Annotated in this window: 23 protein-coding genes; 14 read left to right on the top strand and 9 right to left on the bottom strand. The window is 41.4% G+C overall.

Going from position 1 to position 22,749, the window contains the following annotated elements:
• Positions 1-148 precede the first annotated feature (148 nt).
• Positions 149-391, bottom strand: a complete 243-nt coding sequence (gene zapB / locus IQ211_RS11215) for a cell division protein ZapB (RefSeq protein WP_099131891.1) — start codon at positions 389-391, stop codon at positions 149-151.
• A 315-nt stretch (positions 392-706) separates the two neighbouring features.
• Between zapB and IQ211_RS11220 the strand changes: the two genes are divergently transcribed.
• Both IQ211_RS11220 and glpK read left to right on the top strand, forming a co-directional pair.
• Complete coding sequence (locus tag IQ211_RS11220; protein ID WP_189760055.1) at positions 707-1,504, top strand: MIP/aquaporin family protein; 798 nt, start codon at positions 707-709, stop codon at positions 1,502-1,504.
• Between the two features lie 24 nt (positions 1,505-1,528).
• Positions 1,529-3,052 carry a glycerol kinase GlpK gene (gene glpK, locus IQ211_RS11225; protein ID WP_189760054.1) on the top strand — a complete coding sequence of 508 codons (1,524 nt, stop codon included), beginning with the start codon at positions 1,529-1,531 and terminating at the stop codon, positions 3,050-3,052.
• Between the two features lie 78 nt (positions 3,053-3,130).
• Here the strand turns inward: glpK and emrD are convergent, their stop codons facing one another.
• Positions 3,131-4,318, bottom strand: a complete 1,188-nt coding sequence (gene emrD / locus IQ211_RS11230; RefSeq protein ID WP_189760053.1) for a multidrug efflux MFS transporter EmrD — start codon at positions 4,316-4,318, stop codon at positions 3,131-3,133.
• A 316-nt stretch (positions 4,319-4,634) separates the two neighbouring features.
• Here emrD and fpr point away from each other — a divergent pair, with 316 nt between their 5' ends.
• On the top strand, positions 4,635-5,381 hold the full coding sequence (fpr, locus tag IQ211_RS11235; RefSeq protein ID WP_189760052.1) for a ferredoxin--NADP(+) reductase: 747 nt from the start codon (positions 4,635-4,637) through the stop codon (positions 5,379-5,381).
• Here fpr and IQ211_RS11240 read toward each other — a convergent pair whose 3' ends face one another.
• Positions 5,382-5,816, bottom strand: coding sequence for a DUF805 domain-containing protein (locus IQ211_RS11240; RefSeq protein ID WP_189760051.1), 435 nt, complete (start codon positions 5,814-5,816; stop codon positions 5,382-5,384).
• A gap of 59 nt (positions 5,817-5,875) precedes the next feature.
• On the opposite strand from IQ211_RS11240, the gene IQ211_RS11245 reads away from it, so the two are divergent.
• Positions 5,876-6,496, top strand: coding sequence for a DUF1454 family protein (locus IQ211_RS11245; protein ID WP_189760050.1), 621 nt, complete (start codon positions 5,876-5,878; stop codon positions 6,494-6,496).
• A gap of 144 nt (positions 6,497-6,640) precedes the next feature.
• On the top strand, positions 6,641-7,408 hold the full coding sequence (gene tpiA, locus IQ211_RS11250) for a triose-phosphate isomerase (RefSeq protein ID WP_189760049.1): 768 nt from the start codon (positions 6,641-6,643) through the stop codon (positions 7,406-7,408).
• A gap of 71 nt (positions 7,409-7,479) precedes the next feature.
• Here the strand turns inward: tpiA and IQ211_RS11255 are convergent, their stop codons facing one another.
• The 4 genes from IQ211_RS11255 to IQ211_RS11270 all read right to left on the bottom strand — a co-directional run bounded on the left by IQ211_RS11255 (position 7,480) and on the right by IQ211_RS11270 (position 11,694).
• Complete coding sequence (locus IQ211_RS11255) at positions 7,480-8,481, bottom strand: sulfate ABC transporter substrate-binding protein (RefSeq protein WP_189760048.1); 1,002 nt, start codon at positions 8,479-8,481, stop codon at positions 7,480-7,482.
• Between the two features lie 206 nt (positions 8,482-8,687).
• On the bottom strand, positions 8,688-9,665 hold the full coding sequence (pfkA, locus tag IQ211_RS11260) for a 6-phosphofructokinase (RefSeq protein WP_189760047.1): 978 nt from the start codon (positions 9,663-9,665) through the stop codon (positions 8,688-8,690).
• Between the two features lie 157 nt (positions 9,666-9,822).
• Complete coding sequence (gene fieF / locus IQ211_RS11265; protein WP_189760046.1) at positions 9,823-10,722, bottom strand: CDF family cation-efflux transporter FieF; 900 nt, start codon at positions 10,720-10,722, stop codon at positions 9,823-9,825.
• Positions 10,723-10,749: 27 nt separating this feature from the next.
• Complete coding sequence (locus IQ211_RS11270) at positions 10,750-11,694, bottom strand: phosphatidate cytidylyltransferase (RefSeq protein ID WP_189760045.1); 945 nt, start codon at positions 11,692-11,694, stop codon at positions 10,750-10,752.
• Between IQ211_RS11270 and IQ211_RS19890 the strand changes: the two genes are divergently transcribed.
• Together IQ211_RS19890 and rfaL are read left to right on the top strand one after the other, a co-directional pair.
• The gene (locus IQ211_RS19890) at positions 11,693-11,818 is read left to right on the top strand and encodes a hypothetical protein (RefSeq protein ID WP_265575762.1); all 126 of its coding nucleotides are present in this window, start codon (positions 11,693-11,695) and stop codon (positions 11,816-11,818) included. The two genes, IQ211_RS11270 and IQ211_RS19890, sit on opposite strands and share 2 nt — an antisense overlap.
• Positions 11,819-11,822: 4 nt before the next feature.
• On the top strand, positions 11,823-13,037 hold the full coding sequence (rfaL, locus tag IQ211_RS11275; RefSeq protein ID WP_189760044.1) for an O-antigen ligase RfaL: 1,215 nt from the start codon (positions 11,823-11,825) through the stop codon (positions 13,035-13,037).
• 55 nt (positions 13,038-13,092) lie between these two features.
• Here the strand turns inward: rfaL and IQ211_RS11280 are convergent, their stop codons facing one another.
• Entirely contained in the window at positions 13,093-14,232 is a 1,140-nt protein-coding gene (locus tag IQ211_RS11280) for a glycosyltransferase (protein WP_189760043.1), read from the bottom strand.
• A gap of 167 nt (positions 14,233-14,399) precedes the next feature.
• On the bottom strand, positions 14,400-14,900 hold the full coding sequence (locus IQ211_RS11285) for a Spy/CpxP family protein refolding chaperone (protein ID WP_189760042.1): 501 nt from the start codon (positions 14,898-14,900) through the stop codon (positions 14,400-14,402).
• Between the two features lie 152 nt (positions 14,901-15,052).
• Between IQ211_RS11285 and cpxR the strand changes: the two genes are divergently transcribed.
• From cpxR to IQ211_RS11320, 7 genes are all read left to right on the top strand, one after another.
• Positions 15,053-15,745, top strand: a complete 693-nt coding sequence (gene cpxR / locus IQ211_RS11290) for an envelope stress response regulator transcription factor CpxR (protein ID WP_099131905.1) — start codon at positions 15,053-15,055, stop codon at positions 15,743-15,745.
• Positions 15,742-17,118 (top strand): envelope stress sensor histidine kinase CpxA, encoded by a 1,377-nt coding sequence (cpxA, locus tag IQ211_RS11295; protein WP_189760041.1) that lies wholly within the window; start codon positions 15,742-15,744, stop codon positions 17,116-17,118. Before cpxR ends, cpxA begins: the two co-directional genes overlap by 4 nt.
• A gap of 379 nt (positions 17,119-17,497) precedes the next feature.
• Positions 17,498-18,808, top strand: coding sequence for a nucleotide sugar dehydrogenase (locus tag IQ211_RS11300; protein ID WP_189760040.1), 1,311 nt, complete (start codon positions 17,498-17,500; stop codon positions 18,806-18,808).
• 13 nt (positions 18,809-18,821) lie between these two features.
• Positions 18,822-19,871, top strand: coding sequence for a Gfo/Idh/MocA family protein (locus tag IQ211_RS11305; protein ID WP_189760039.1), 1,050 nt, complete (start codon positions 18,822-18,824; stop codon positions 19,869-19,871).
• Between the two features lie 15 nt (positions 19,872-19,886).
• Positions 19,887-20,477, top strand: coding sequence for an acyltransferase (locus IQ211_RS11310; RefSeq protein ID WP_223281734.1), 591 nt, complete (start codon positions 19,887-19,889; stop codon positions 20,475-20,477).
• Positions 20,478-20,494: 17 nt separating this feature from the next.
• Positions 20,495-21,580, top strand: a complete 1,086-nt coding sequence (locus tag IQ211_RS11315; RefSeq protein ID WP_223281733.1) for a DegT/DnrJ/EryC1/StrS family aminotransferase — start codon at positions 20,495-20,497, stop codon at positions 21,578-21,580.
• Between the two features lie 76 nt (positions 21,581-21,656).
• The coding region (locus tag IQ211_RS11320; protein ID WP_193836361.1) for a lipopolysaccharide biosynthesis protein at positions 21,657-22,749 on the top strand (1,093 nt) is incomplete at its 3' end.

Consider the following 22,749-nt stretch of genomic DNA (forward strand, 5'->3'; position numbering starts at 1 on the left):
AAAACATCATACGTTACCTCAACGTCGTATTTCTTATTGAGATCAGCTAGGTAGAAAAAGGTTCAAAAAAATCCCTCGATTCAATCGAGGGATTTGTGTAGAAGAGACAGGCAATGATCGCCCTTTTTCAGCTAAGCAATTGGATACCTTATTGTACATCTTCCATCTTACCCAACAGTGTGCGTAAGCGTTCTTGCCATGCCGATTGTTCTTGTTTGAGCTGCTCATTTTCACGTACCAGAGAATCACGGCTATCTGCCATATTCTGGACATCCTGAGATAAAACGGCATTCTTTTCTTTTAATTCTTCAATTTCCATTTGCAGCAAAGTGATGGTATCAATCGCCTGCTGAACTTTAGATTCTAGCTTCTCAAAAACTTCAAATGACATTCTGGGCCCCTCTTGTAAGCAATGTTATTGATTGTATTTAGCCTATTAACATCTGTCTAGTTTCATCCTTGCAATGTGCGGCATAACGCGAAATATAATGACCAAACCCAAATGTCTGTAAGATCACATTTCCAAGCTCAATAAAACTGCAAATAAATGCGAATTCGCTCATTTTGTTGACGCAACACGCAGATTTCAATTTCGCTATTTCTCGTTTACGCGCATTAACGATAAATTCACAGACACCTTTTTCTTAACACATAAGAAATGACTAATAATTAATCTCTTCCCTGTACTTTTTTATAGGATATAGAAATGAGCCAGACCACAACTCCAACCTTATCAGGTCAATGCATTTCCGAATTTCTCGGTACTGCGTTGCTCGTTTTTTTTGGCTTAGGCTGTGTTGCTGCTGCCCGAATCGCCGGAGCACAACTGGGTTTATGGGAAATCAGCATTATCTGGGGCTTTGGTGTTGCCCTGGCAGTTTATCTCACTGCCGGCATTTCAGGCGCACATCTTAACCCCGCAGTGACCATTGCATTATGCCTATTTGCCAATTTTGACAGAAAAAAAGTGCTGCCTTATATCATTGCCCAAATGCTCGGTGGCTTTGTCGCGGCACTCATTATCTACATGATGTATTACAACCTGTTCCTCGATTATGAGCAAGTTCACAACATCGTTCGCGGCTCGCAGGAAAGCCTCTTTACTGCGGGGGTTTTCTCCACTTACCCCGCTGCCCAGATCTCCGTGTTTCATGCGTTTATCGTTGAAGTTATTATCGCGGCCGTTCTGTTATGCCTGATCCTGTCCCTGACCGATGATGGTAATGGCATCCCACGAGGACCGTTAGCACCTTTATTAATCGGGATTCTTATTGCAGTTATCGGTGGCTCGTTTGGCCCACTGACTGGATTTGCCCTGAACCCAGCCCGTGATTTCGGCCCCAAATTAGTTGCTTACTTGACCGGCTGGGGAGACATTGCCCTAACCGGAGGCCGAGATATTCCTTATTGCCTTGTTCCGTTGGTAGCCCCTATCGTTGGCGCGATTTTAGGTGCTTTTGGCTACCGCAAACTGATTACTCGCCATTTACCGCGCGAGATTTAAAATACATAAAACCAGGTTATAGTTATGACAACAGAAAATACTACAGAAAAAAAATATATTGTTGCTCTGGATCAGGGCACGACCAGTTCACGCGCCGTTGTACTTGATCACAATGCCAATATTGTCTGCATCTCACAGCGTGAATTCCCACAAATCTATCCTAAGCCTGGCTGGGTGGAACACGATCCAATGGAAATCTGGGCAAGCCAAAGCTCTACCTTAGTTGAAGTCTTGGCAAAAGCCGATATTCGCTCTGATGAAATCGCCAGCATTGGTATTACAAACCAACGAGAAACAACCATTATCTGGGAAAAAGAAACCGGTAAACCGATCTATAACGCGATTGTATGGCAATGTCGCCGGACAGCAGATATTTGCACCAAACTGAAACAGAAAGAAGGTCTGGAAGAATACATCCGCCATAATACAGGTTTGGTGCTTGATCCTTATTTCTCCGGTACGAAAATAAAATGGATTCTGGACAACATTGAAGGCGCCCGTCAGCGTGCTGAAAATGGTGAACTTTTATTCGGTACAGTCGACACATGGCTAGTCTGGAAAATGACTCAGGGGCGCGTACATGTGACCGATTACACTAATGCCTCCCGCACCATGCTGTTTAATATCCATAATCTGGAATGGGATCAAAAAATCCTTGAAGAGTTAGGCATACCTCGCGTGATGCTGCCTAAAGTGGCCACGTCCTCGGAGATCTATGGCCAAACCAATATCGGCGGTAAAGGCGGCACTCGTATTCCTATCGCGGGTATCGCAGGCGACCAGCAAGCCGCTTTATACGGGCAACTGTGTGTAAGCCCCGGAATGGCAAAAAATACTTACGGCACAGGCTGCTTCCTGCTTATGAACACCGGCAAAGATGCAGTACGCTCTAACCATGGCCTGTTGACAACTGTTTGTTGTGGCCCACGCGGTGAAGTTAATTATGCACTGGAAGGTGCCGTCTTTGTTGGTGGCGCATCCATTCAATGGTTGCGTGATGAACTGAAACTCATTGCAGATGCCGCAGATTCAGAATACTTCGCGACCAAGGTCAAAGACAGCAATGGTGTTTATGTTGTTCCTGCTTTCACTGGCCTTGGCGCACCATATTGGGACCCTTACGCCCGTGGCGCTATTTTTGGCCTGACCCGCGGCGCTAATAGCAACCACATTATTCGTGCTACATTAGAATCGATCGCTTACCAAACCCGCGATGTTTTGGACGCTATGCAAGCTGATGCGGGAACTCGCCTGCAAGCCCTGCGCGTCGATGGCGGTGCTGTCGCCAACAACTTCCTGATGCAATTCCAGTCCGATATTCTTGGCACTCGGGTAGAGCGCCCTGAAGTACGTGAGAGCACAGCTTTAGGCGCGGCTTTCCTTGCAGGTTTAGCCGTTGGTTTCTGGCGAGATTTAGATGAAGTGAAAAGTAAGGCGGTAGTCGAAAAAGAATTCCGTCCAAGTATCGAAACAACTGAACGCAACTATAAATACAATGGCTGGAAAAAAGCCGTTGCCCGCGCCCAAGAATGGGAAGATCGCGCTTAACCGCAAGATATTGAGCAAGTGAGATAAAGGCTCTGGCATCTAAGATTGTTGCCAGAGCTTTTTTAAGCACTATCGTTTCTACAAAGCCGTATGTTCTTGACGCTGGAACCGCTGTGAAATAGGCAGCCAACAAAATAGAATCAGCAATGACATGGAAAACATCAACATCCCAACACTAAATTGGCTATTTTGCGGTAGCATCGCCGACAGCCATGTTGCCACACCTGAACCGACATTCTGTAATCCCCCAACCAAAGCACCCGCTGCTCCTGCCAGATAAGGGAAGGGTTCCATCGCTCCCGTCGTTGCGAGTGGGAACAACATACCTGCGCCAAAAAAGAACAATGCAGCCGGTATCAACAAGGTCCAGATATTCATGATGCCAAACCAACCAGGCAACCACATCAAGATACCCGCCAGCAAGCAACAGGTCACAGAGCGCCACATGAGCCGATAAAATGTTTTCCCTTCTCGTCCCGCATACCATGCCCCAAAAAACGCCGCTGGGATTGGCAGAATAAACAAGATGCTGACTGTCAGGCTATCCAACCCCAAAACAGCCCCCATCAATACACCGCTACTGGCTTCAAAAACGGCAATCCCAGCCAGACCGCCTACCAACATGATCAGGTAAGAAACAAAAGAACCCTGCGAGAGTAACTGGTGGAAAGAAACCAGCATCGTGCTATGTGCAGTCCCTGTGGGACGAGTCTCCGGTAAATGCCGGGCCAGTAAGAAAGCAACGACAGCCCCTAACATCAATAGAAATAAGTAGCAGGATCGCCAACCAAAATAGTGAGCAACCATTCCGCCAATCATGGGAGCGGCCAGAGGACTAACCAATATAGCCATATTCAGCAAGCTATTGGCATAACGTAACGTTATGCCAGTATATAAATCCCGCGGCATAGTACGCACCATCACACCTGCCACGCCAGTGCCCAATCCCTGTAATGCACTCGCAATCACCAGTACCAGCAAGTTTGGAGCAAACAGGGCACATATCGTCGCCCCCAGATAAATCGACATGCCGACCAAAATTACAGGACGGCGTCCCACCTTGTCAGATAGCGGTCCATAAAAAAGTTGTGAAAATCCGTAAGAAAACAGATATGCCGCCATTACCCGCTGAACTTCTCCCGCAGGCTTACTCAGATCACTTGCCATATCAGCAATAACTGGTACATAGATTGTTTGCGTCATCTGCCCTACAGCGGCCAGGGCAATTAACATCAACAATAAATTAAAGTGTTCTATTTTTTTCATCGCACTTTATTCAACCACTCATTACAAACAGCCATAGTGAACCCCTCAAGCCCTTAATAAAGAACCTGATGAATTAACTTCACTAGATAGATCCATTTGGTAAATCTATATTTTTTCTTTTCAGTATACAATTTTATATGAAGAAAAAATTACAGATAAATTACCCATATATGTCAATAAAAATGTACATATAAAACCATAATATTGGCAAAAATCCAGTTAATCGAACTGTAACACGTAATCGATAATGCTATCTCATGTAATCACGTAGAATCGTTACAAAAAATCATCAATTTGTGTAGAGAGGTTAATCGTAATGACAAATTGGGTTACAGGAAAAGTTACCGACATAACCAACTGGACTGATTCGCTTTTCAGCATCAAAATTCATGCACCAATAGAGAAATTCACTGCCGGACAATTTGCAAAACTTGCCCTAAAAATTGGGGAGGAACGTATCCAACGGGCTTATTCCTACGTCAACGCTCCCGATGACAATAATCTGGAATTTTATTTGGTTACCGTTCCTGAAGGAAAACTCAGTCCTCGATTGGCTGCACTAAAAATTGGTGATGAATTACTGGTAACCGAGAAAGCGGCTGGTTTTTTCGTTCTTGATGAGATCCCTGACTGCCAAACACTCTGGATGCTTTCCACTGGCACCGCCATTGGACCTTACCTTTCCATCCTCCAGCAAGGAACCGATCTGGAACGATTCGAAAATATCGTTTTGGTTCATGCCGCCAGATGGGGAACGGATTTAAGCTATTTACCGATGATGCAAGAATTAGAGAAAAAATTTCAGGGTAAACTGAGAATACAAACCATCGTCAGCCGAGAAAAATGGACAAATTCACTTATGGGCAGAATTCCAGCATTAATTGAAAATGGCGAATTAGAATCGGCTGTTGGTTTACCCATGCAGGCAGAAAACAGCCATGTCATGCTGTGCGGGAATCCCCAAATGGTCAGGGATACCCAGCAACTATTAAAAGAGCAGCGTAATATGGCAAAACATCTGCGTCGTAAACCAGGCCATATCACCAGCGAGCAATACTGGTAATCAGTTTTCCTTGGCAGAAATATAATCAACCGTTTCTGCCATCTCACCAAAACGATTAGCGCCTTCCGTACCGCGGAATACACCACAATCCAATATCATCATGACAAAAATCAGGGTTGGAACAAAACGACCAATTCCCCACTGCCATATTGGTGCCATTGCGTTCCAGTCAAGGGACAACAATATCCAGGCCAGTACACATAGTAACATCCAGCCACCCCGTTTATTCCGGTCATGCAGGCGCTTCGAAAAAATTGCCGCAGTTGGATACAATAGCAAAGCAACACCGACCGCCGCATAATTCATGGGGAGGAGATTCATTCCATGCAGTGTCAGAAGGATAAAGATCAAGGCGAAACAAATAGCTATGCCGATCCAAAACTCTCGCCTTCCAATTCGGCCTTTGAATGAAAATCCCCATTGTTGTAATGTCATGTACTCTTTTCCAATTGTGGATGCTGTTTTTCCAGGATTTAACTCAGTGAGTAATTAAAATGAAAACAGACATAAATAAACTTCTGGTGACAATTTTAATCGCTTTTGGCATCGGTTTACCATTCTCAGCCTCTGCCGATGAGTCTTCAGTCACACCAGAAATAAACTCACCGTTAATGTATCTGCTGCCAGATTCCCCTACTTTCGAAGACACCATCCCTGTCTTTCGGGAGAAATTCAACAAAAAACACCCGGATACTCCTCTGTACGAATATCGGGTGATTGCAAGCACAGATATTTCTCAACCTTTCATCCGTGCCGCCAGTAAAATCAATGACAAAATTTACTCTTCAGCGGTACTGGAACGAGGCAGCGAAAAAATTAAAAGTCTACAAATTACCTTGCTGCCATCACAAAATAAACGAGAAGATGGACAAAACCGTATATTGGCAAAGCAATATATCACAGCCCTGATTAGCCAATTTGAACCGACCTTTTCTCCTGAACAAGCCAACATTCAATTGGAAAGGCTTTTGCAGACAGCAGAAAACCGAACTGCTTTCAGTCAAAAAATGGGAGCAATGCGCTATATCATCGTAAACAGCAGCGAAAATATAATGACCTTCGCAATTGAACCGATTAAGCTATCGTTATCTGACACAGCAGCAAATGAAAATTAGTGACACAACGCAGAGCTATTCGCGTTGATGATCTTTATACTGTCGGGATTTCACTTACAGGGAATGACACCACCATAATGTCATTCAAAGAAAGAATATTCATTCAGTTCGCAATTTGATTATTTTCTGGTTGGAGGGAAAAATATGCGACATCCATTAGTTATGGGTAACTGGAAATTAAATGGCAGTACCCACATGGTTAACGACCTGATTGCAGGCCTGCGTAAAGAACTGAGCAATGTTGACGGCTGTGACGTCGCTATCGCACCACCAACAGTTTATGTTTCTCTGGCAAAAAATGCCCTGGCTGGTAGCCGTATCGCTCTGGGTGCACAAGATACTGGCGTCAATCTTTCTGGTGCCTTTACGGGCGAAACCTCCGCAGAAATGCTGAAAGACGTCGGGGCAAAATATATCATTATCGGCCACTCTGAACGCCGCACTTACCACAAAGAAAGCGACGAATTCATTGCGAAGAAATTCGCAATCCTGAAAGAGCAAGGTTTGATCCCTGTCCTGTGCATTGGCGAAACTGAGCAAGAAAATGAAGCCGGTCAGACTGAAGCTGTTTGCGCGCGACAAATCGATGCCGTTCTGAACACGCTGGGCGCGGAAGCATTCAAAGATACGGTTATTGCTTATGAGCCAGTTTGGGCAATCGGTACAGGCAAATCAGCCACACCTGCTCAGGCTCAGGCTATCCATAAATTTATCCGTGATCATATCGCCAAACAGGATGCAGCTATCGCTGAACAGGTCATTATTCAATATGGCGGTTCAGTTAACGCCAGCAATGCAGCAGAGTTATTCACCCAACCGGATATCGACGGTGCTCTGGTCGGTGGCGCATCACTGAAAGCTGATGCCTTTGCTGTTATCGTAAAAGCCGCAGCAGAAGCGAAAAAAGCGTAAGCTTTTGATCAAGACAGAACCGCCACGCAGTATCACTTGTGGCGGTTTTCTATCCAAAATTAGTTTAATGATTAACGCCGGATAATGTCGTCAAATGTTCCGCCTGTGGCAAAATGTTTTTTCTGAGCGTTCTCCCAACCACCAAAAACCTCATCAATTGTAAAAAGCTTCAAATCAGGAAAAACCGCGCGGTATTTTTCTGCAATTGCTTTATCACGAGGACGATAATAGTTTCTGGCGGCAATCTCCTGCCCAACCGGAGAATAAAGATATTTCAGATATGCTGTTGCCAGCTCACGCGTTCCTCGCTTATCAACCACCTTATCGACAACAGAAACCGTTGGCTCTGCCAGAATAGAAATGCTCGGCGTCACAATTTCAAACTTGCCCTTGTCCAACGCATTAATTGCCAGTAACGCTTCGTTTTCCCAGGCAATCAATACATCACCAATTCCGCGCTCCACAAACGTATTCGTTGCACCGCGTGCGCCGGAATCCAGCACTTCAACATTTTTATAAAGCGCTTTCACGAATTCTTTAGCTTTAGCCTGATCTTGGTTGTTATGCGCTAGGCCATATCCCCAGGCAGCCAGATAATTCCAACGTGCTCCACCAGAAGTTTTCGGATTCGGCGTAACCACCGCAACATCTGGACGAATTAAGTCCGACCAATCCTTTATCTGTTTAGGGTTTCCTTTTCTCACTAAAAAGACAATGGTTGATGTATAAGGTGCTGAATTATCTGGCAGGCGCTGAATCCAATTCTTATCAATGCGCCCATGCTCTGCAATGGCATTCACATCATAAGCCAGTGCCAGCGTCACAACATCCGCCTGAAGACCATTGATAACAGAAGTTGCTTGCTTGCCTGAACCGCCATGCGATTGGCGGATTTTTACATCATCCCCCGTTTTGTTATGCCAGTATTCGCGGAATGCCTCATCATACTGCTGGTAAAATTCACGTGTCGGATCATAGGAGACATTCAATAATTGCCGCTCTTTTGCCCATGCACTGTTGGTCATCGCCAACGCCACCAAGAATAACGCCGATACCACATACTCTTTTGTCATCGCCCATCTTGAGCCTCTATTTATACCCCTTGCATCCACGATAATATTTCCCCTAAGTTATTATGATTTCTTCATAAAAACTGACAGAAAGTGTTATGACGCAGAAATAATTTTAAATTTCTGCTTATGCATAAGAAGAATATGAGGAACGAGACAGCCAGAACATATGGCTGTCTCCACAAGAGGATCTTACAGATAAGAAAGGATTAGTAGAGTTTCTTCGCGGTTTCCAGCCACTCTTTCTTAAAGACACGCTGCATATTTTGCACCGCATCAATGATATCGTGATGAACAAGTTTCTCGTTCTGGATACCAACACAACGACCGCCGTGCCCTTCCAGCAGCAGTTGAACAGAGTATGCCCCCATACGGGAAGCAAGAATGCGGTCATAAGCGACAGGCGCACCACCACGCTGAATATGTCCTAATACCGTCGCGCGGGTTTCATGGTGGGTTTCTGCCTCAATATATCTCGCCAGCTCAGCGACATCACAAACATGTTCAGTTATAGCTACAATCGCATGACGCTTGCCTTTTTCAATCCCTGCTTTAATTTCAACCAGCAATTCCTCACGATCGAACGGAACTTCATTTTCAGGCAGAACAATAAACTCGCATCCACCCGCGATTGCCGCTGATAAGGTTAAATCACCACAATAACGTCCCATCACTTCAACAATCGAAATTCGTTTGTGGGAAGTTGATGTATCACGCAAACGGTCAATCGCTTCAACCACCGTTTCTAACGCCGTGAAATAACCAATGGTGTAATCTGTACCCGCAACGTCGTTGTCAATCGTTCCAGGCAAACCAATACAAGGGAAACCCGCTTCGGTCAGCTTTTTCGCTCCCAAATAAGATCCATCCCCTCCAATCACTACCAACGCATCAATCCCATTTTTGCGCATGTTTTCAATAGCAATTTCCCTAACCTTATCATCCCTGAACTCTGGGAAGCGGGCTGATCCCAAAAACGTACCACCGCGGTTAATCATGTCGGAAACACTAAAGCGATCAAGCTTCTTCATGCGGTTTTCATACAACCCCAGATAGCCATCATAAATACCATAGACTTCCAACCCTTCGGTTAAAGCGGCACGAACAACACCACGAATAGCGGCGTTCATGCCAGGCGCATCACCGCCACTCGTTAAGACTCCGATTCTTTTAATCTTGTTGATCATGATGACCTCTGACTTGTAGATATAATATTTGAGAAACCTGATTGTCACTGCATTAGCTGAATTGATTCAACTCTAACTATAATACGGAAAAACACCCAGTCTGCATCAAGATTATGTCTGTTTTTTGATGTTCTTTTGATTATGAATAAATTCCCCTTCAATCCCAGCGGTTTTTATGCTCTTCAGACACAACAGAGCAGGGATCTTGGTGAATAATAATATCGGCGCCTGGGAATCTACTCCGCAGTTTATTTTCAATCCCATCTGCCAGAGCATGAGCTTGCACCAATGGCACATTATCATCTATCTCCAGATGGAACTGGATAAAACGAGTTGGACCTGATTGACGAGTCCGCAGATCATGTCCACCGGCTATACCCGGATAATTTTGGATGATCTCAATAATCTCCTGTCGCTCTTCATCTGGCAAGGCGCGATCAAGCAAAGACTGTACAGCATCATAGCCCATCCGTAACGCACTATAGAGAATATAGCCCCCAATCCCCAAAGCAAAGAGGGCATCTGCGCGTTTAAAACCATACAGACTCAAAAGCAACGCCAGCAAAATCGCCCCGTTCATTAACAGGTCAGATTTATAATGCAGCATATCCGCACGGATTGCCTGACTTTGCGTTTTACTGATCACCCATTTCTGAAACATGACTAAACATATTGTCGAGACCAAAGCAATGACAATGACCCATATGCCTATCGTCGCGTGTTCCAATGGCTTAGGGGAATACAGATGCTGGAAGCCGGTCAAAAACAGGAAAATTGCCGAACCAGAAATAAACATACTTTGCGCTAAAGCCGCCAGCGACTCAGCCTTACCGTGTCCAAAAGTATGTTCTTCATCAGCAGGTTGAAGTGAATAGCGCACAACAAAAAAATTCGTCAAGGAAGCAGCCAAATCAACCAATGAATCCACCAGCGCCGCCAATAAACTCACCGATCCCGTCAACCACCAGGCAAAAATTTTCACGATTAACAACATACTCGCCAATACCGTTGCCACCAACGCAGCGGAACTGACCCATCGCCCATAATTTATATCCATTGACTACCGCCTTTGGGTTATTCTGTCTCAGGTATAAAAATAGCGCGTCAGATGGAAAAATATAGGGGCGGCAAAGCAAAGTGAGTCGATTCTATCCAACATCCCACCATGACCTGCAATTATTCCACCAAAATCTTTCACTCCACTGTCTCGTTTAATCGCCGACATGCATAATCCACCCATAAATCCCATTAAGGTGATCGCTAACGACATCAGTCCCGCCTCCCACGGGGAGAAAGGGGTTACCCAAAATAACGATATTCCCAACAGCACAGAAACCAGAATCCCGCCAACAAATCCCTCAACCGTTTTATTAGGACTAAGCTTCGGTACAATCGGGCGTTTGCCCAATAACTTCCCGAATACGTACTGCAAAACATCGGACATTTGCACCACAATCATCAGGAACAACAATAACTTGATATTTTGATTCTCATATTCTGGGATATCCAGCATCAACAACGCTGGCGCATGGCTGATAGCAAATACCGTCACCAACATCCCCCACTGGATTTTGGCAGTTCGTTCCAGAAAATGAGTGGTATCTCCAACCAAAGCTGTTCGGGCGGGCAAAAATAGGAAGACATAGACGGGAATGAATACCGAGAATAACCCATACCACTGCATGCCAACCAAGGCATACTGCACCGGCATAAAAACAAAAAAACACCAGAACAGAGCTTCATGATCACTGCGGCGAGTTGGTGTCAGTGTAATAAATTCACGTAAAGCAAAAAATGACATCGCCGCAAACAAAATAACCGAACCTATTGGCCCAATGACAATAGCCAAAACACAGATGATACACATCATCCACCAGCCACGGATTCGAGCATTCAGATTATCGATAGTGGCATTGCTCCTTTCCCCCGAATACCAAAAAGCCAAAATACCACCAATCACACTGGCGATAACTAATATCCCGAATATCCCTCCCAGCAACAGCTGCAAATCATGATCGATATTTGTCATGGCACTAACTCCTCTAATATCCATGTTGGGTATTTTGATCCCTTATAACATCGTATTTTATCCGTGCCTGATCGGTGAAAATGGTACAAAATACCAGCCAGAAATCCATTTTCCATTCTGGTAAGGTCATGTTTAAAGAAACCATTAAAAGCCACTTATCTTGGGGTACTTTTTTCGTCGGTGGTTACATCGCGCTTGTCTATGTAACCGGCATAACGCGTTATAAAAACTTATTTTTTGCATTGATGGTGTTAACTGCACTCTACTTTCTTATTAAAAACCCCAAAGGATGCCTCTCTGCGTTGAAGAACAACATCATACTGACCTTGGGGATATTAACTTTGGCCTATCTCTATTCGATTGTTATTTCACCAGATCCAAAACTCAGTTTCAGTGAAATAAAAACACCTTTTTTTAGAGATGTCGTTCTCTCCGGTATTATCATTACATTAGCATTAAGTCATACGGATACAGTTAAAATCCAGAAAATGATTATTGGTTCATTTCTGCTTGGATTGTTATTCATTACACTAAAAGAAATGTACCTGTTTTATCTGGATTATCAGAACAATATCATGCCATTCACCAACTATAACCACCGCAGCGTGTCAGATGGCATTGTTTTCTTCTTTCCAGCACTAGTGGCCCTTTGGCATTTTCAAAAACCCCAAAATTATGTACGTTTGGCTCTGACAATTTTACTAATCTTATCCGTACTCTTTGTATTGCTAGGAACACTTTCCAGAGGGGCTTGGCTTGCCGTTTTTGTAATGTTTTTCATGATGATAATCATGAACAAAAACTGGAAAACGTTCATCGTCAGTATCGTTTTTATCTGCGCTGCCATATTTGCTATTAAATCTGACTACCTTATTAAGGGTTCTGCTTTGACTTATAAGTTGGAGCAAACCGATAGTAGTCACCGTTACAGCAATGGAACGCAAGGTTCAGCACTTACCTTAATTTTAGAACATCCCCTTAAAGGCTATGGTGCTGGCAACAAGATCTATGACCAAATTTATAATGAGAGCGCCAAAAATTATCCTGATTGGATATATCAAACTTCCCTAGGTCCTCATAACATTTTTCTAACCGTATGGTTTTCTGCTGGAATATTGGGAATGGGCGCCTTTTTATTCTTAATCTTCTCTTATCTGAAACAATCAGCTCAGGAGTGGAACACAAGTATCGGCGACAGTAAGCAAGCTGGGTTAATCTTACTTATCTCTTTCTTTGGATATTTTATTGTCAGAGGGAACTTTGAAAGTGTTCATTTGAACATTTTAGGTATCTACCTTGGCTTACTGGCTGCATTGTGCCAGAAAAGATGGAATGAAGCTTAACTACGCTGAGGGCTATTCAATCTTTTTGGATAGCCCAAGATGAGTCTACTGATAGTTAAAACCATTCAGCTAACGCTTTTGACAAAGACACACTGACATTACTCCAATCGTATTGGTTCATTGCTGTTTTTTTAGCATGTTCGGCAACAATGTTTAAATTATTTCTCAACAGAGTATCCGAAATATCTTTGGCAATGCTTTCTGGGGACAAAGGTTCTTGCAGTAAAAATCCCGTATTTTCAGGGATCACGAACTCTTTTATTCCTCCTCTGGGGCTGACCAAAACGGGTATACCGCACGCCATTGATTCCAAGGCAACCATACAAAAGGCTTCTTCTCCTAATGAGGGAACAACCGTTAAATCAGCAAGTGGATATACCTGGTGCATATCTGCCGGAGGTATACTCCCTGCAAGAATACAGCCACCAGCCATTCTTGCGGCTTTATCCAACACTTTTTTCCGATAAACTTCGCGTTCGCCTTTTTTAACCGTTTCATACTCACCAACCAAAAACAGCTTGATATTTTGATCTTTTTTGTGCAGCAAATTGACTGCATCCATGAGTTCAATAACACCTTTGCCCTTATCTAATCGGCCAGCATACAAGATGACAGTTTCGTTATTTCTTAGACCAAAATGTTCTCTTTTCCAGCTAACCTCCTGCTTATACAGGTTTCTATCGATACCATTCGGTACTACTTTAATATTTTCAATCTTTGCTTCAGAGTGAAAAAAATCAGCTAAAAAATAACTGGGAGTAATGAGCTTTGTTTCAGGCCCTAAATTAACCACTTTATGTTTATTATGCAGATGGAGGACCATCAGTTTTTCTGGATAAAACTGCTTCACCGAGTTATAAAGCGAAATAGAATTCTGAATGATCAAAATCGGCTTCTCATCATCCGAACTTTGATAACGCATAACAATATCTATCACCCTTTTGGCATAAGGGTAAGGATCTAAGCGAGACCATTTCCTAAAAAAACGTTTATATATTGCACTGGTGTGTATTCTATGAATAGTGGCATATTCACTGATTCTTTCTACAGTTTTTTCTGTTCTTTCCCCCTTGCAAATAATTAAATTATTAGCCTGACTGATTTTGGCTACATTATAGATCCACCACTCTACTGCGGCTGCATAGTTTGGAGGAATAGAATGAAATTCAGGAGCAACAAAAACAAATTTTTTCATGAGAAAACAATCAGTAGAAATCATTCTTCGGATTAGATAAAAAAAGGCCTGTTTATGCAAGTAAACTAATCGACAAAAAAAAGCCCCTCAAGGGGGCTGAAAGACAGGGATGGTGTCTATGGCAAGGAAAATCGTTGTTGATGCTACTGTATAACAAAAAAATCAATTCACTTTTCGAGCTTCGCATTCGTTTGTTCTAGACGATTTTTTAATAGCGCTTTCTGCTCTGGTGTTAGCAGTTGATAAACCTGATTATTAATGCGCGCAATTTCTACACCCAGGGCGACATTTTTTTCGGCTATTTTTTCAAGCTGCGAACGAACCTCAGCTTCATCAAAATCCTCTGCTGCCAAAAGCACATCCAACTTTCGATGTTCATCCCGCATGTCAATTAGCGGTTGCTCATACTGATGCTGCTTTTTGACTAAATTCCACATCTGCTCACGTTGCTGAGCAGTTAACGCTATTCCACCAAAGATATAACTATAGTTATATTGACTGTCTCGGTGATGGTTAAAGCTCCTCTTATAGCCATATGACATACAATATGGGTATGCGGCGGAAGAGTTAACCTCAGGAATATGATCCGTATCAGCAGTTTTAGCTAAAGCCCCTGTTGTTCTGAGAACAAACATTGACGCTAAAGCCAATATTGCTATGTTACGCATTAAATTTCCTCGCTTTCTCGAACAGCAGCATTCGATTCAGTGCGGATAACTATAACCCTGCGGCTGCAAACTAGCGTCAGAGCATGTAAAAGAACGTAAAGTCATGGAATAGCGAAGTTTGTTATCGTATTTTGCTCTTGGAGGAAGAATTAATGCATAAAATCTTATTAGTTGATGATGACCGCGAGCTGACATCGCTATTAAAAGAATTGCTCGAGATGGAAGGATTCAATGTTGTCATCGCCTACGATGGCGAACAGGCTTTACAATATATCGATTCTTCAATTGACCTATTATTGCTGGACATCATGATGCCGCGCAAGAACGGCATTGAGACACTAAAAGAGCTACGACAATACCATCAGACTCCTGTTATCATGTTAACGGCTCGTGGTAGCGATTTAGACCGTGTTTTGGGATTAGAGCTGGGAGCGGATGACTATCTTCCCAAACCGTTTAACGATCGCGAACTGGTCGCCCGCATACGTGCCATCTTGCGCCGTTCCAACTGGAGTGAACAACAAGCTGATATTGGGACACCTATACTGGAGATTGATAAGTTACAACTCAATCCAGGCCGCCAGGAAGCCAGTTTTGATGGTACGATTTTAGATCTCACTGGTACAGAGTTCACCTTGCTTTATTTATTAGCGCAACATTTGGGGCAAGTCGTTTCTCGTGAACATTTAAGTCAGGAAGTATTGGGAAAACGTTTAACGCCTTTTGATCGGGCTATTGATATGCATATTTCGAATCTACGCCGTAAATTACCCAACAGAACGGATGAACTGCCATGGTTTAAGACATTACGCGGCCGTGGATACTTAATGGTTTCCGCAAAATGATCAACAGCTTGACAGCCCGTATATTCGCAATTTTTTGGTTCACACTGGCACTTGTCCTGATGATAGCTTTAATGGCTCCCAAACTGGACTCACGGCAGTTAACACCTCTTTTAGATAGCGAATATCAGTTGGGGGAAAAACTGGCAAAACAAGTAGAAGAAGAACTGATGCACGACTCTGGGAATGACTTATTCTGGTGGTTGCGTCTGGATCGTGCTATTGCTTTGTGGACTCCCCCTGGCCAACGCTTGCTCCTCGTCTCCAGTGAGGGGCTGATTAGTGACATTAATACCCCGCCCCATCAACAACAAGTTATCCGTAATTTTATCGGCCAATCCGATAACGCCGATCACCCCAAAAAGAAAAAATATGGCCGTTCGGAAATACTCGGCCCCTTTTCTGTCCGTGATGGAGACGATCATTACCACCTCTACATCATTAGGCCAGCGGGCAGTCCACAATCAGATTTTATTAATTTGATGTTTGACCGGCCATTTTTACTGCCCGCAGCCACTATGTTAATTAGCGCTCCATTACTCTTATGGCTGTCATGGAGCCTGGCAAAACCTGCTCGTAAACTCAAAAATGCAGCCGATGATGTCGCGAAAGGAAACTTACGACAACACCCTGAGCTGGAATCCGGTCCCCAAGAGTTTTTAGCCGCTGGCAGTAGTTTCAACCAAATGATCAGTGCATTGGAAAGGATGGTCACCGCCCAACAGCGGTTAATTTCCGATATCTCCCATGAACTGCGTACACCACTTACTCGCTTACAACTGGCGACCGCTTTACTACGCCGTCGCCACGGTGAAAGCAAAGAGCTGGAACGTATCGAAACAGAAACCCAACGTCTGGATGGCATGATTAATGACCTGCTGGTGCTTTCCCGCAATCAACATAAGAACGAATTGCTGCGCGAGAATATCAAAGCCCACGATATATGGTCTGACATTCTGGAGAATGCAAAATTCGAAGCTGAACATATGAGCAAAACGTTGGATATCGTCTCACCTCCCGGGAACTGGATAATTTACTGTAACCCGGCAGCACTTGGCAGTGCTCTGGAAAACATCGTCCGCAATGCACTACGTTACTCCAGCAACCATATTGCCGTTGCATTTAAGGCAGATAGCCAAGGCGTGACGATTAGCGTTGATGATGATGGCCCAGGAGTCACTCCAGAAGACCGAGAACATATCTTCCGGCCGTTTTATCGGACAGATGAGGCACGGGATAGAGAGTCCGGCGGAACCGGATTGGGGTTAGCGATAGTTGAAACGGCGGTAAGCCAGCATCGAGGTTGGGTGAAAGCAGAAGATAGCCCGTTAGGTGGGTTACGGTTGGTGATTTGGCTACCATTACATGGAAGATAGGCTGCTTTCGTCTTGAAATTTAGCTAGTTACAAAATGTAACAATTAAAGAAAAAAAAGCTATTATACTTGACCTCAATGCGTCGAGAGACTAATCTCGTCGCTGCTTAACACAAATCGTTGATATGTTAATTTTTGTTAAGAAAAAAATTCCTTTTATATTAACTGGATAAGTCAAATTGTTACACATAACAGGCACTCTGGGAGCCGCAACCTAGTGCGGTAGCTTTGATGCAGTTTTAATCTTGTTCAAAAATTCAATCATCACTCCACTTTCCTGTTATATCTTTCAAATTAATGCTCATATGAACTAAAAAAATGCTCTTAATCTAAGAACATTTTTTTAGCTTAATTTTATATGGTATATCAAAGGCCTATAACATGTCATTTCTGAATCAATTAATTAACAAGTTTAATAATAAAAATGCAAATATAGCTATTGTTGGGTTAGGGTATGTTGGACTACCTTTAATGCTGCGATACAATGATATTGGTTTCAAAGTTATCGGTTTTGATATAGATAAAAACAAAACAGATAAATTAAGTCAAGGGCTAAGCTATATTGAGCATATTTCTTCCTCTAAAATTCAAAAGGCCATTGAAACCGGTTTTGAAGCAACAACCGATTTTTCAAGAATTTCCGAATGTGATGCAATTATTCTCTGTGTACCAACACCATTAAATAAATACAGAGAGCCTGATATGAGTTTCGTTATAAATACAACGGATATGGTGAAATCATTCTTAAGGCAAGGTCAAGTACTTTCTCTAGAAAGCACAACTTATCCGGGAACAACTGAAGAAGAACTATTACCACGAGTAGAAGAGAATGGTTTAAAAGTTGGTGAAGATGTATTCCTGGTCTATTCACCAGAACGTGAAGATCCGGGTAATCCAGATTTTGAAACTAGAACAATCCCAAAAGTCATTGGTGGACATACAGAAAACTGCCTAAAAGCAGGTATTGCCATCTATCAACCTGCTATTGACCGAGTCGTTCCCGTTAGCTCCACAAAAGCGGCTGAAATGACTAAGCTACTTGAGAATATACATAGAGCCGTTAATATAGGTCTAGTCAATGAAATGAAACTCGTTGCAGACAAAATGGGCATTGATATACACGAAGTCATCAGAGCGGCTGCAACAAAACCATTTGGCTTTGTACCTTATTATCCAGGGCCAGGGTTAGGTGGTCATTGTATCCCTATCGATCCCTTCTATTTAACATGGAAAGCCAGAGAATACGGTATCAATACTCGTTTTATTGAGCTTTCTGGTGAAGTTAATTCATCAATGCCAGATTATGTTGTCACTAAAACAGTCTTAGCCCTAAATAAAGCTAACAAATCCATTAATGGAAGCCGTGTACTTGTATTAGGGATTGCATATAAGAAAAACGTTGATGATATGAGGGAAAGTCCATCAGTCCATATAATGGAAAAATTAAGAGACTTAGGGGCATTAGTAGAGTATTCAGACCCACACGTTCCTTCTTTTCCTAAAATGCGTGAACATCACTTTGATTTAACAAGTCAGATTATAACTAAAAATAATTTAAAAGAATTCGATTGTATTATTTTAGCAACAGACCATGATAAGTTTGACTATAACCTAATAATTAACAATGCAAAAATAATTGTTGATACTCGTGGGAAATATTCTCCTGAACATAATAATGTAATAAAAGCTTAATTTGGGATTAAATATGTTTGATACTATTACAGATAGAAAAATAAAATTTGCATTAGTTGGATGTGGAAGAATCTCTAAAAATCATTTTAACTCTTTAGAAGTACATAAAAATAATGCTGAATTAGTTGCTGTTTGTGATACAGATCCTGTTGCTCTTAATGCAGCCACAGAAAAAACGGGTGCTAAAGGATTTGATAATCTACATAATATGCTAGATAACATTTCAGCTGATATCATCATCCTAACAACACCTTCGGGACTCCATCCTGAACAAGCCATTGCTTGCCTAGAAAAAGGTTTCCATGTGATTACTGAAAAACCCATGGCAACTCGTTTTTCTGATGGAGAGGAAATGGTTAAAGCTGCCGATAAAGCTGGTAAGCGCTTGTTTGTAGTCAAACAAAATCGCTTAAATGCAACTCTCCAATTGCTAAAACGTGCGGTAGAAGAAAAGCGTTTTGGTCAAATCAATATGGTTCACCTCAATGTATTTTGGACACGCCCTCAAGATTACTACGATCAAGCCGCATGGCGTGGTACATGGGAATTTGATGGTGGTGCGTTCATGAACCAGGCTAGTCATTATATTGATCTATTAGAATGGCTCATTGGTCCAGTCAGAGATATTCAAGCAATGATGTCTACACACTTAGATATTGAAGCTGAAGATACAGGTGTACTAAATATTAGGTGGCGAAATGGTGCATTAGGCTCAGTGGCTGTTACTATGTGTACTTATCCTAAAAACCTAGAAGGCTCTATAACTATATTAGGGGAAAAAGGAAGTGTTAGAGTTGGAGGTTTAGCCGTTAACGAAATTCAAGAGTGGAATTTTGCTGACGAAAAAGATTACGACCAACAAGTAAAAAATGCCAATTACGAAACAACTTCAGTATACGGTTTTGGACATCCACTATATTATAAAAATGTTATCGATGTAATGAGAGGAGAAGCAGAACCAATAACTGACGGACGGGAAGGATTAAAATCTCTTGAATTACTCATCGCCGCTTATCTTGCTGCCAGAGATAACAAAACAGTATCTTTGCCTCTAGTGTACTAATTAAGACAATTTATTATGTCAACTATAGAAAATATTATGATCCATTCAAGCGCAATTGTTGATGATGGCGCCAGAATTGGCAAAAACAGCCGTGTCTGGCATTTTACACATGTTTGTTCTGAAGCTGAAATCGGAGAAAGTTGCTCTTTAGGACAAAATGTATTTATCGGAAACAAAGTAATTATTGGTAATCACTGCAAAATACAAAACAATGTATCCATCTATGATAACGTTTATTTAGAAGATGGTGTTTTTTGTGGCCCAAGTATGGTTTTTACTAATGTCTATAATCCCCGTTCTTTCATCGAAAGAAAGAATGAATATAAAAATACTTTAGTAAAAAAAGGGGCAACCTTAGGAGCCAACTGTACAATAGTTTGTGGAACAACAATTGGTTCTTATGCTTTTATTGGTGCAGGAGCTGTTGTCAATAAAGATGTTCCTGATTATGCACTGATGGTTGGGGTACCCGCAAAACAAATAGGTTGGATGAGTGAATTTGGTGAACAGTTAGATCTACCATTGCATGGAAAAGCCACTACAACATGTCCTTATACAGGGCATATCTATCAATTAGATGATAACAGTGTAAAAAGAATCAAATAATATAGGAAAAATATATAATGCAATTCACAGATCTAGCAGCACAACAACTCAAAATTAAAGATAAAATAGACGGAAATATCCAAAAAGTATTAGCACATGGAAAGTATATTCTAGGTCCAGAAGTCTCAGAATTAGAAGAAAAACTCGTAGAATATACTGGAGCAAAATATTGTATAACATGTGCGAATGGAACTGATGCTTTACAAATTGCCTTAATGGCTATTGGTATCAAACCTGGTGATGAAGTCATCACTCCTGGGTTTACTTACATTGCTACAGCTGAAACAGTTGCTCTTTTAGGTGGTATTCCTGTATATGTTGATGTAAAACCAACAAGTTATAATTTAGATCCTGGACTATTAGAAGCAGCCATAACTCCAAGAACTAAAGCAATTATTCCTGTTTCTTTATATGGTCAATGTGCTGATTTTGACGAAATCAATGCAATAGCAGAAAAACATAATATTATCGTTATAGAAGATGCAGCCCAAAGTTTTGGAGCAACATATAAAGGTAAGCGTTCTTGTAACTTAACAACCATTGCATGTACAAGCTTTTTTCCAAGTAAACCACTAGGATGCTACGGTGATGGTGGTGCTATTTTTACAAGCGATGAAGAATTAGCAAAAATTATGCGTCAAATTGCCCGTCATGGACAAGACCGAAGATATCATCATATAAGAGTTGGTGTTAATAGTCGTTTAGATACATTACAAGCTGCTATTCTGTTACCAAAACTCGAAATATTTGATGAAGAGATGGAACTGCGACAAGTCGTTGCCAAAAACTACGATAAAGCTTTAAACGAGATTGGGATTATGACAACTCCGTATATAGAACCGCATAATATATCTGCGTATGCTCAATATACTATTCGTGTTAAAGATCGCGATGAATTGCAAACAAAATTAAAGGAAAAAGGTATCCCTACCGCTATTCATTACCCTCTACCTTTGAATAAACAACCTGCAGTTGCTAGTAATGTAATTCTTCCTGTTGGAGACCAAATCGCACAAGAAGTGATTAGCCTACCTATGCATCCTTATTTAGAATCAATTTGTATAAAAAAAATATCAGAAAATTTACTTCATGAAACCCACTAAGCTGATTACTAATCTCAATAAAAGCACTTTCTATAAAAATGTTTTTAAGCTAATCAGTAGTACCTTAGGGGCACAAATGATTACATTATTATCAATGCCCCTAATTACTAGATTATATTCCCCGACTGAATTTGGCATATTAGCTATATTCATGATGTTAACTACAATTTTATCATCGGTATCTAGTTTAAGATATGAACTAGCTATAAATCTATGTAATAATAAGGACAAAAGCAAGGTTGTTTTATTTTTAACCACGGTAATTTATGTATCGTTCACAGTTTTAATTTCGATTCCTTCACTTTTTTACTCAAAAGAAATATCCATTTACTTAGGTAATGAAAAATTATCCGATTATTTATTTCTCATACCAATTTTATTAATATTGGTAAATTTCAATAGAGTTTTAACATATTGGGTATTAAGAAATAAGGATTTTTCTCTTATTGCAAGGATAAAAATATCACAATCCATTAGTCAAATTCTGATTCAAATTTTTGGATTTCGGCTAGGAGTACTTGGATTAATTATAGGCTATTTTAGTAGCCAAATATTTGGAGTTTATACATTATTCAAATATGCCTTAAAAACAAAAGCTTATATAATACCTAAAAAAAAACAAATTGTATGGGCAATTATTAAATATAAAAACTTCCCTATATATAGTACATGGGCTACATTATTAGATAATTTTAGTGGCAAAATTCCTATATTACTTCTGACGATACTATATAATCCTTACTATGCTGGTTTGTATGCTTTTGCTGATAAAATATTATTGGCACCCATAACACTAGTAGGGCAATCTATAGGAAATGTTTTTTATGCAGAAGCCAGCCAAGTTAAAAACAATACTAATTTAAGTAAATTAGCACTACAGGTTTTCAATATTCTTGTTCAAGTGATCTCTCCACTACTAGTTTTATTGTTTTTGACAGCACCTATTTTATTCAATTTACTATTTGGAGAAAAATGGGAGGAAGCTGGTTATTACTTTCGTTACCTCTCACCTCTCTTCTTTTTATTATTTGTTTTTACTCCAATAAGTAATATTTACTATATATTAAACAAACAAAAACAATGGGGATATTTTCAAATATTACTACTAGTAAGTGGAGTATTATTTATATTTATAGGACATACTACATCAAATATTGACACATCTATAA

The organism is Xenorhabdus griffiniae, assembly GCF_015163655.1.
GTDB classification, from domain to species: domain Bacteria; phylum Pseudomonadota; class Gammaproteobacteria; order Enterobacterales; family Enterobacteriaceae; genus Xenorhabdus; species Xenorhabdus griffiniae.

Bases quoted from the DNA above. Each gene is read 5' to 3' on its own strand.
- fieF (WP_189760046.1), bottom strand. From the start codon at position 10,722: ATGGATATAAATTATGGGCGATGGGTCAGTTCCGCTGCGTTGGTGGCA.
- IQ211_RS11270 (WP_189760045.1), bottom strand. From the start codon at position 11,694: ATGACAAATATCGATCATGATTTGCAGCTGTTGCTGGGAGGGATATTC.
- IQ211_RS11240 (WP_189760051.1), bottom strand. From the start codon at position 5,816: ATGACATTACAACAATGGGGATTTTCATTCAAAGGCCGAATTGGAAGG.
- IQ211_RS11245 (WP_189760050.1), top strand. From the start codon at position 5,876: ATGAAAACAGACATAAATAAACTTCTGGTGACAATTTTAATCGCTTTT.
- IQ211_RS11310 (WP_223281734.1), top strand. From the start codon at position 19,887: ATGTCAACTATAGAAAATATTATGATCCATTCAAGCGCAATTGTTGAT.
- IQ211_RS11300 (WP_189760040.1), top strand. From the start codon at position 17,498: ATGTCATTTCTGAATCAATTAATTAACAAGTTTAATAATAAAAATGCA.
- emrD (WP_189760053.1), bottom strand. From the start codon at position 4,318: ATGAAAAAAATAGAACACTTTAATTTATTGTTGATGTTAATTGCCCTG.
- tpiA (WP_189760049.1), top strand. From the start codon at position 6,641: ATGCGACATCCATTAGTTATGGGTAACTGGAAATTAAATGGCAGTACC.
- IQ211_RS11305 (WP_189760039.1), top strand. From the start codon at position 18,822: ATGTTTGATACTATTACAGATAGAAAAATAAAATTTGCATTAGTTGGA.
- zapB (WP_099131891.1), bottom strand. From the start codon at position 391: ATGTCATTTGAAGTTTTTGAGAAGCTAGAATCTAAAGTTCAGCAGGCG.
- IQ211_RS11220 (WP_189760055.1), top strand. From the start codon at position 707: ATGAGCCAGACCACAACTCCAACCTTATCAGGTCAATGCATTTCCGAA.
- IQ211_RS11280 (WP_189760043.1), bottom strand. From the start codon at position 14,232: ATGAAAAAATTTGTTTTTGTTGCTCCTGAATTTCATTCTATTCCTCCA.
- rfaL (WP_189760044.1), top strand. From the start codon at position 11,823: ATGTTTAAAGAAACCATTAAAAGCCACTTATCTTGGGGTACTTTTTTC.
- IQ211_RS11315 (WP_223281733.1), top strand. From the start codon at position 20,495: ATGCAATTCACAGATCTAGCAGCACAACAACTCAAAATTAAAGATAAA.
- cpxA (WP_189760041.1), top strand. From the start codon at position 15,742: ATGATCAACAGCTTGACAGCCCGTATATTCGCAATTTTTTGGTTCACA.
- IQ211_RS11285 (WP_189760042.1), bottom strand. From the start codon at position 14,900: ATGCGTAACATAGCAATATTGGCTTTAGCGTCAATGTTTGTTCTCAGA.
- fpr (WP_189760052.1), top strand. From the start codon at position 4,635: ATGACAAATTGGGTTACAGGAAAAGTTACCGACATAACCAACTGGACT.
- cpxR (WP_099131905.1), top strand. From the start codon at position 15,053: ATGCATAAAATCTTATTAGTTGATGATGACCGCGAGCTGACATCGCTA.
- glpK (WP_189760054.1), top strand. From the start codon at position 1,529: ATGACAACAGAAAATACTACAGAAAAAAAATATATTGTTGCTCTGGAT.
- IQ211_RS19890 (WP_265575762.1), top strand. From the start codon at position 11,693: ATGGCACTAACTCCTCTAATATCCATGTTGGGTATTTTGATCCCTTAT.
- pfkA (WP_189760047.1), bottom strand. From the start codon at position 9,665: ATGATCAACAAGATTAAAAGAATCGGAGTCTTAACGAGTGGCGGTGAT.
- IQ211_RS11255 (WP_189760048.1), bottom strand. From the start codon at position 8,481: ATGACAAAAGAGTATGTGGTATCGGCGTTATTCTTGGTGGCGTTGGCG.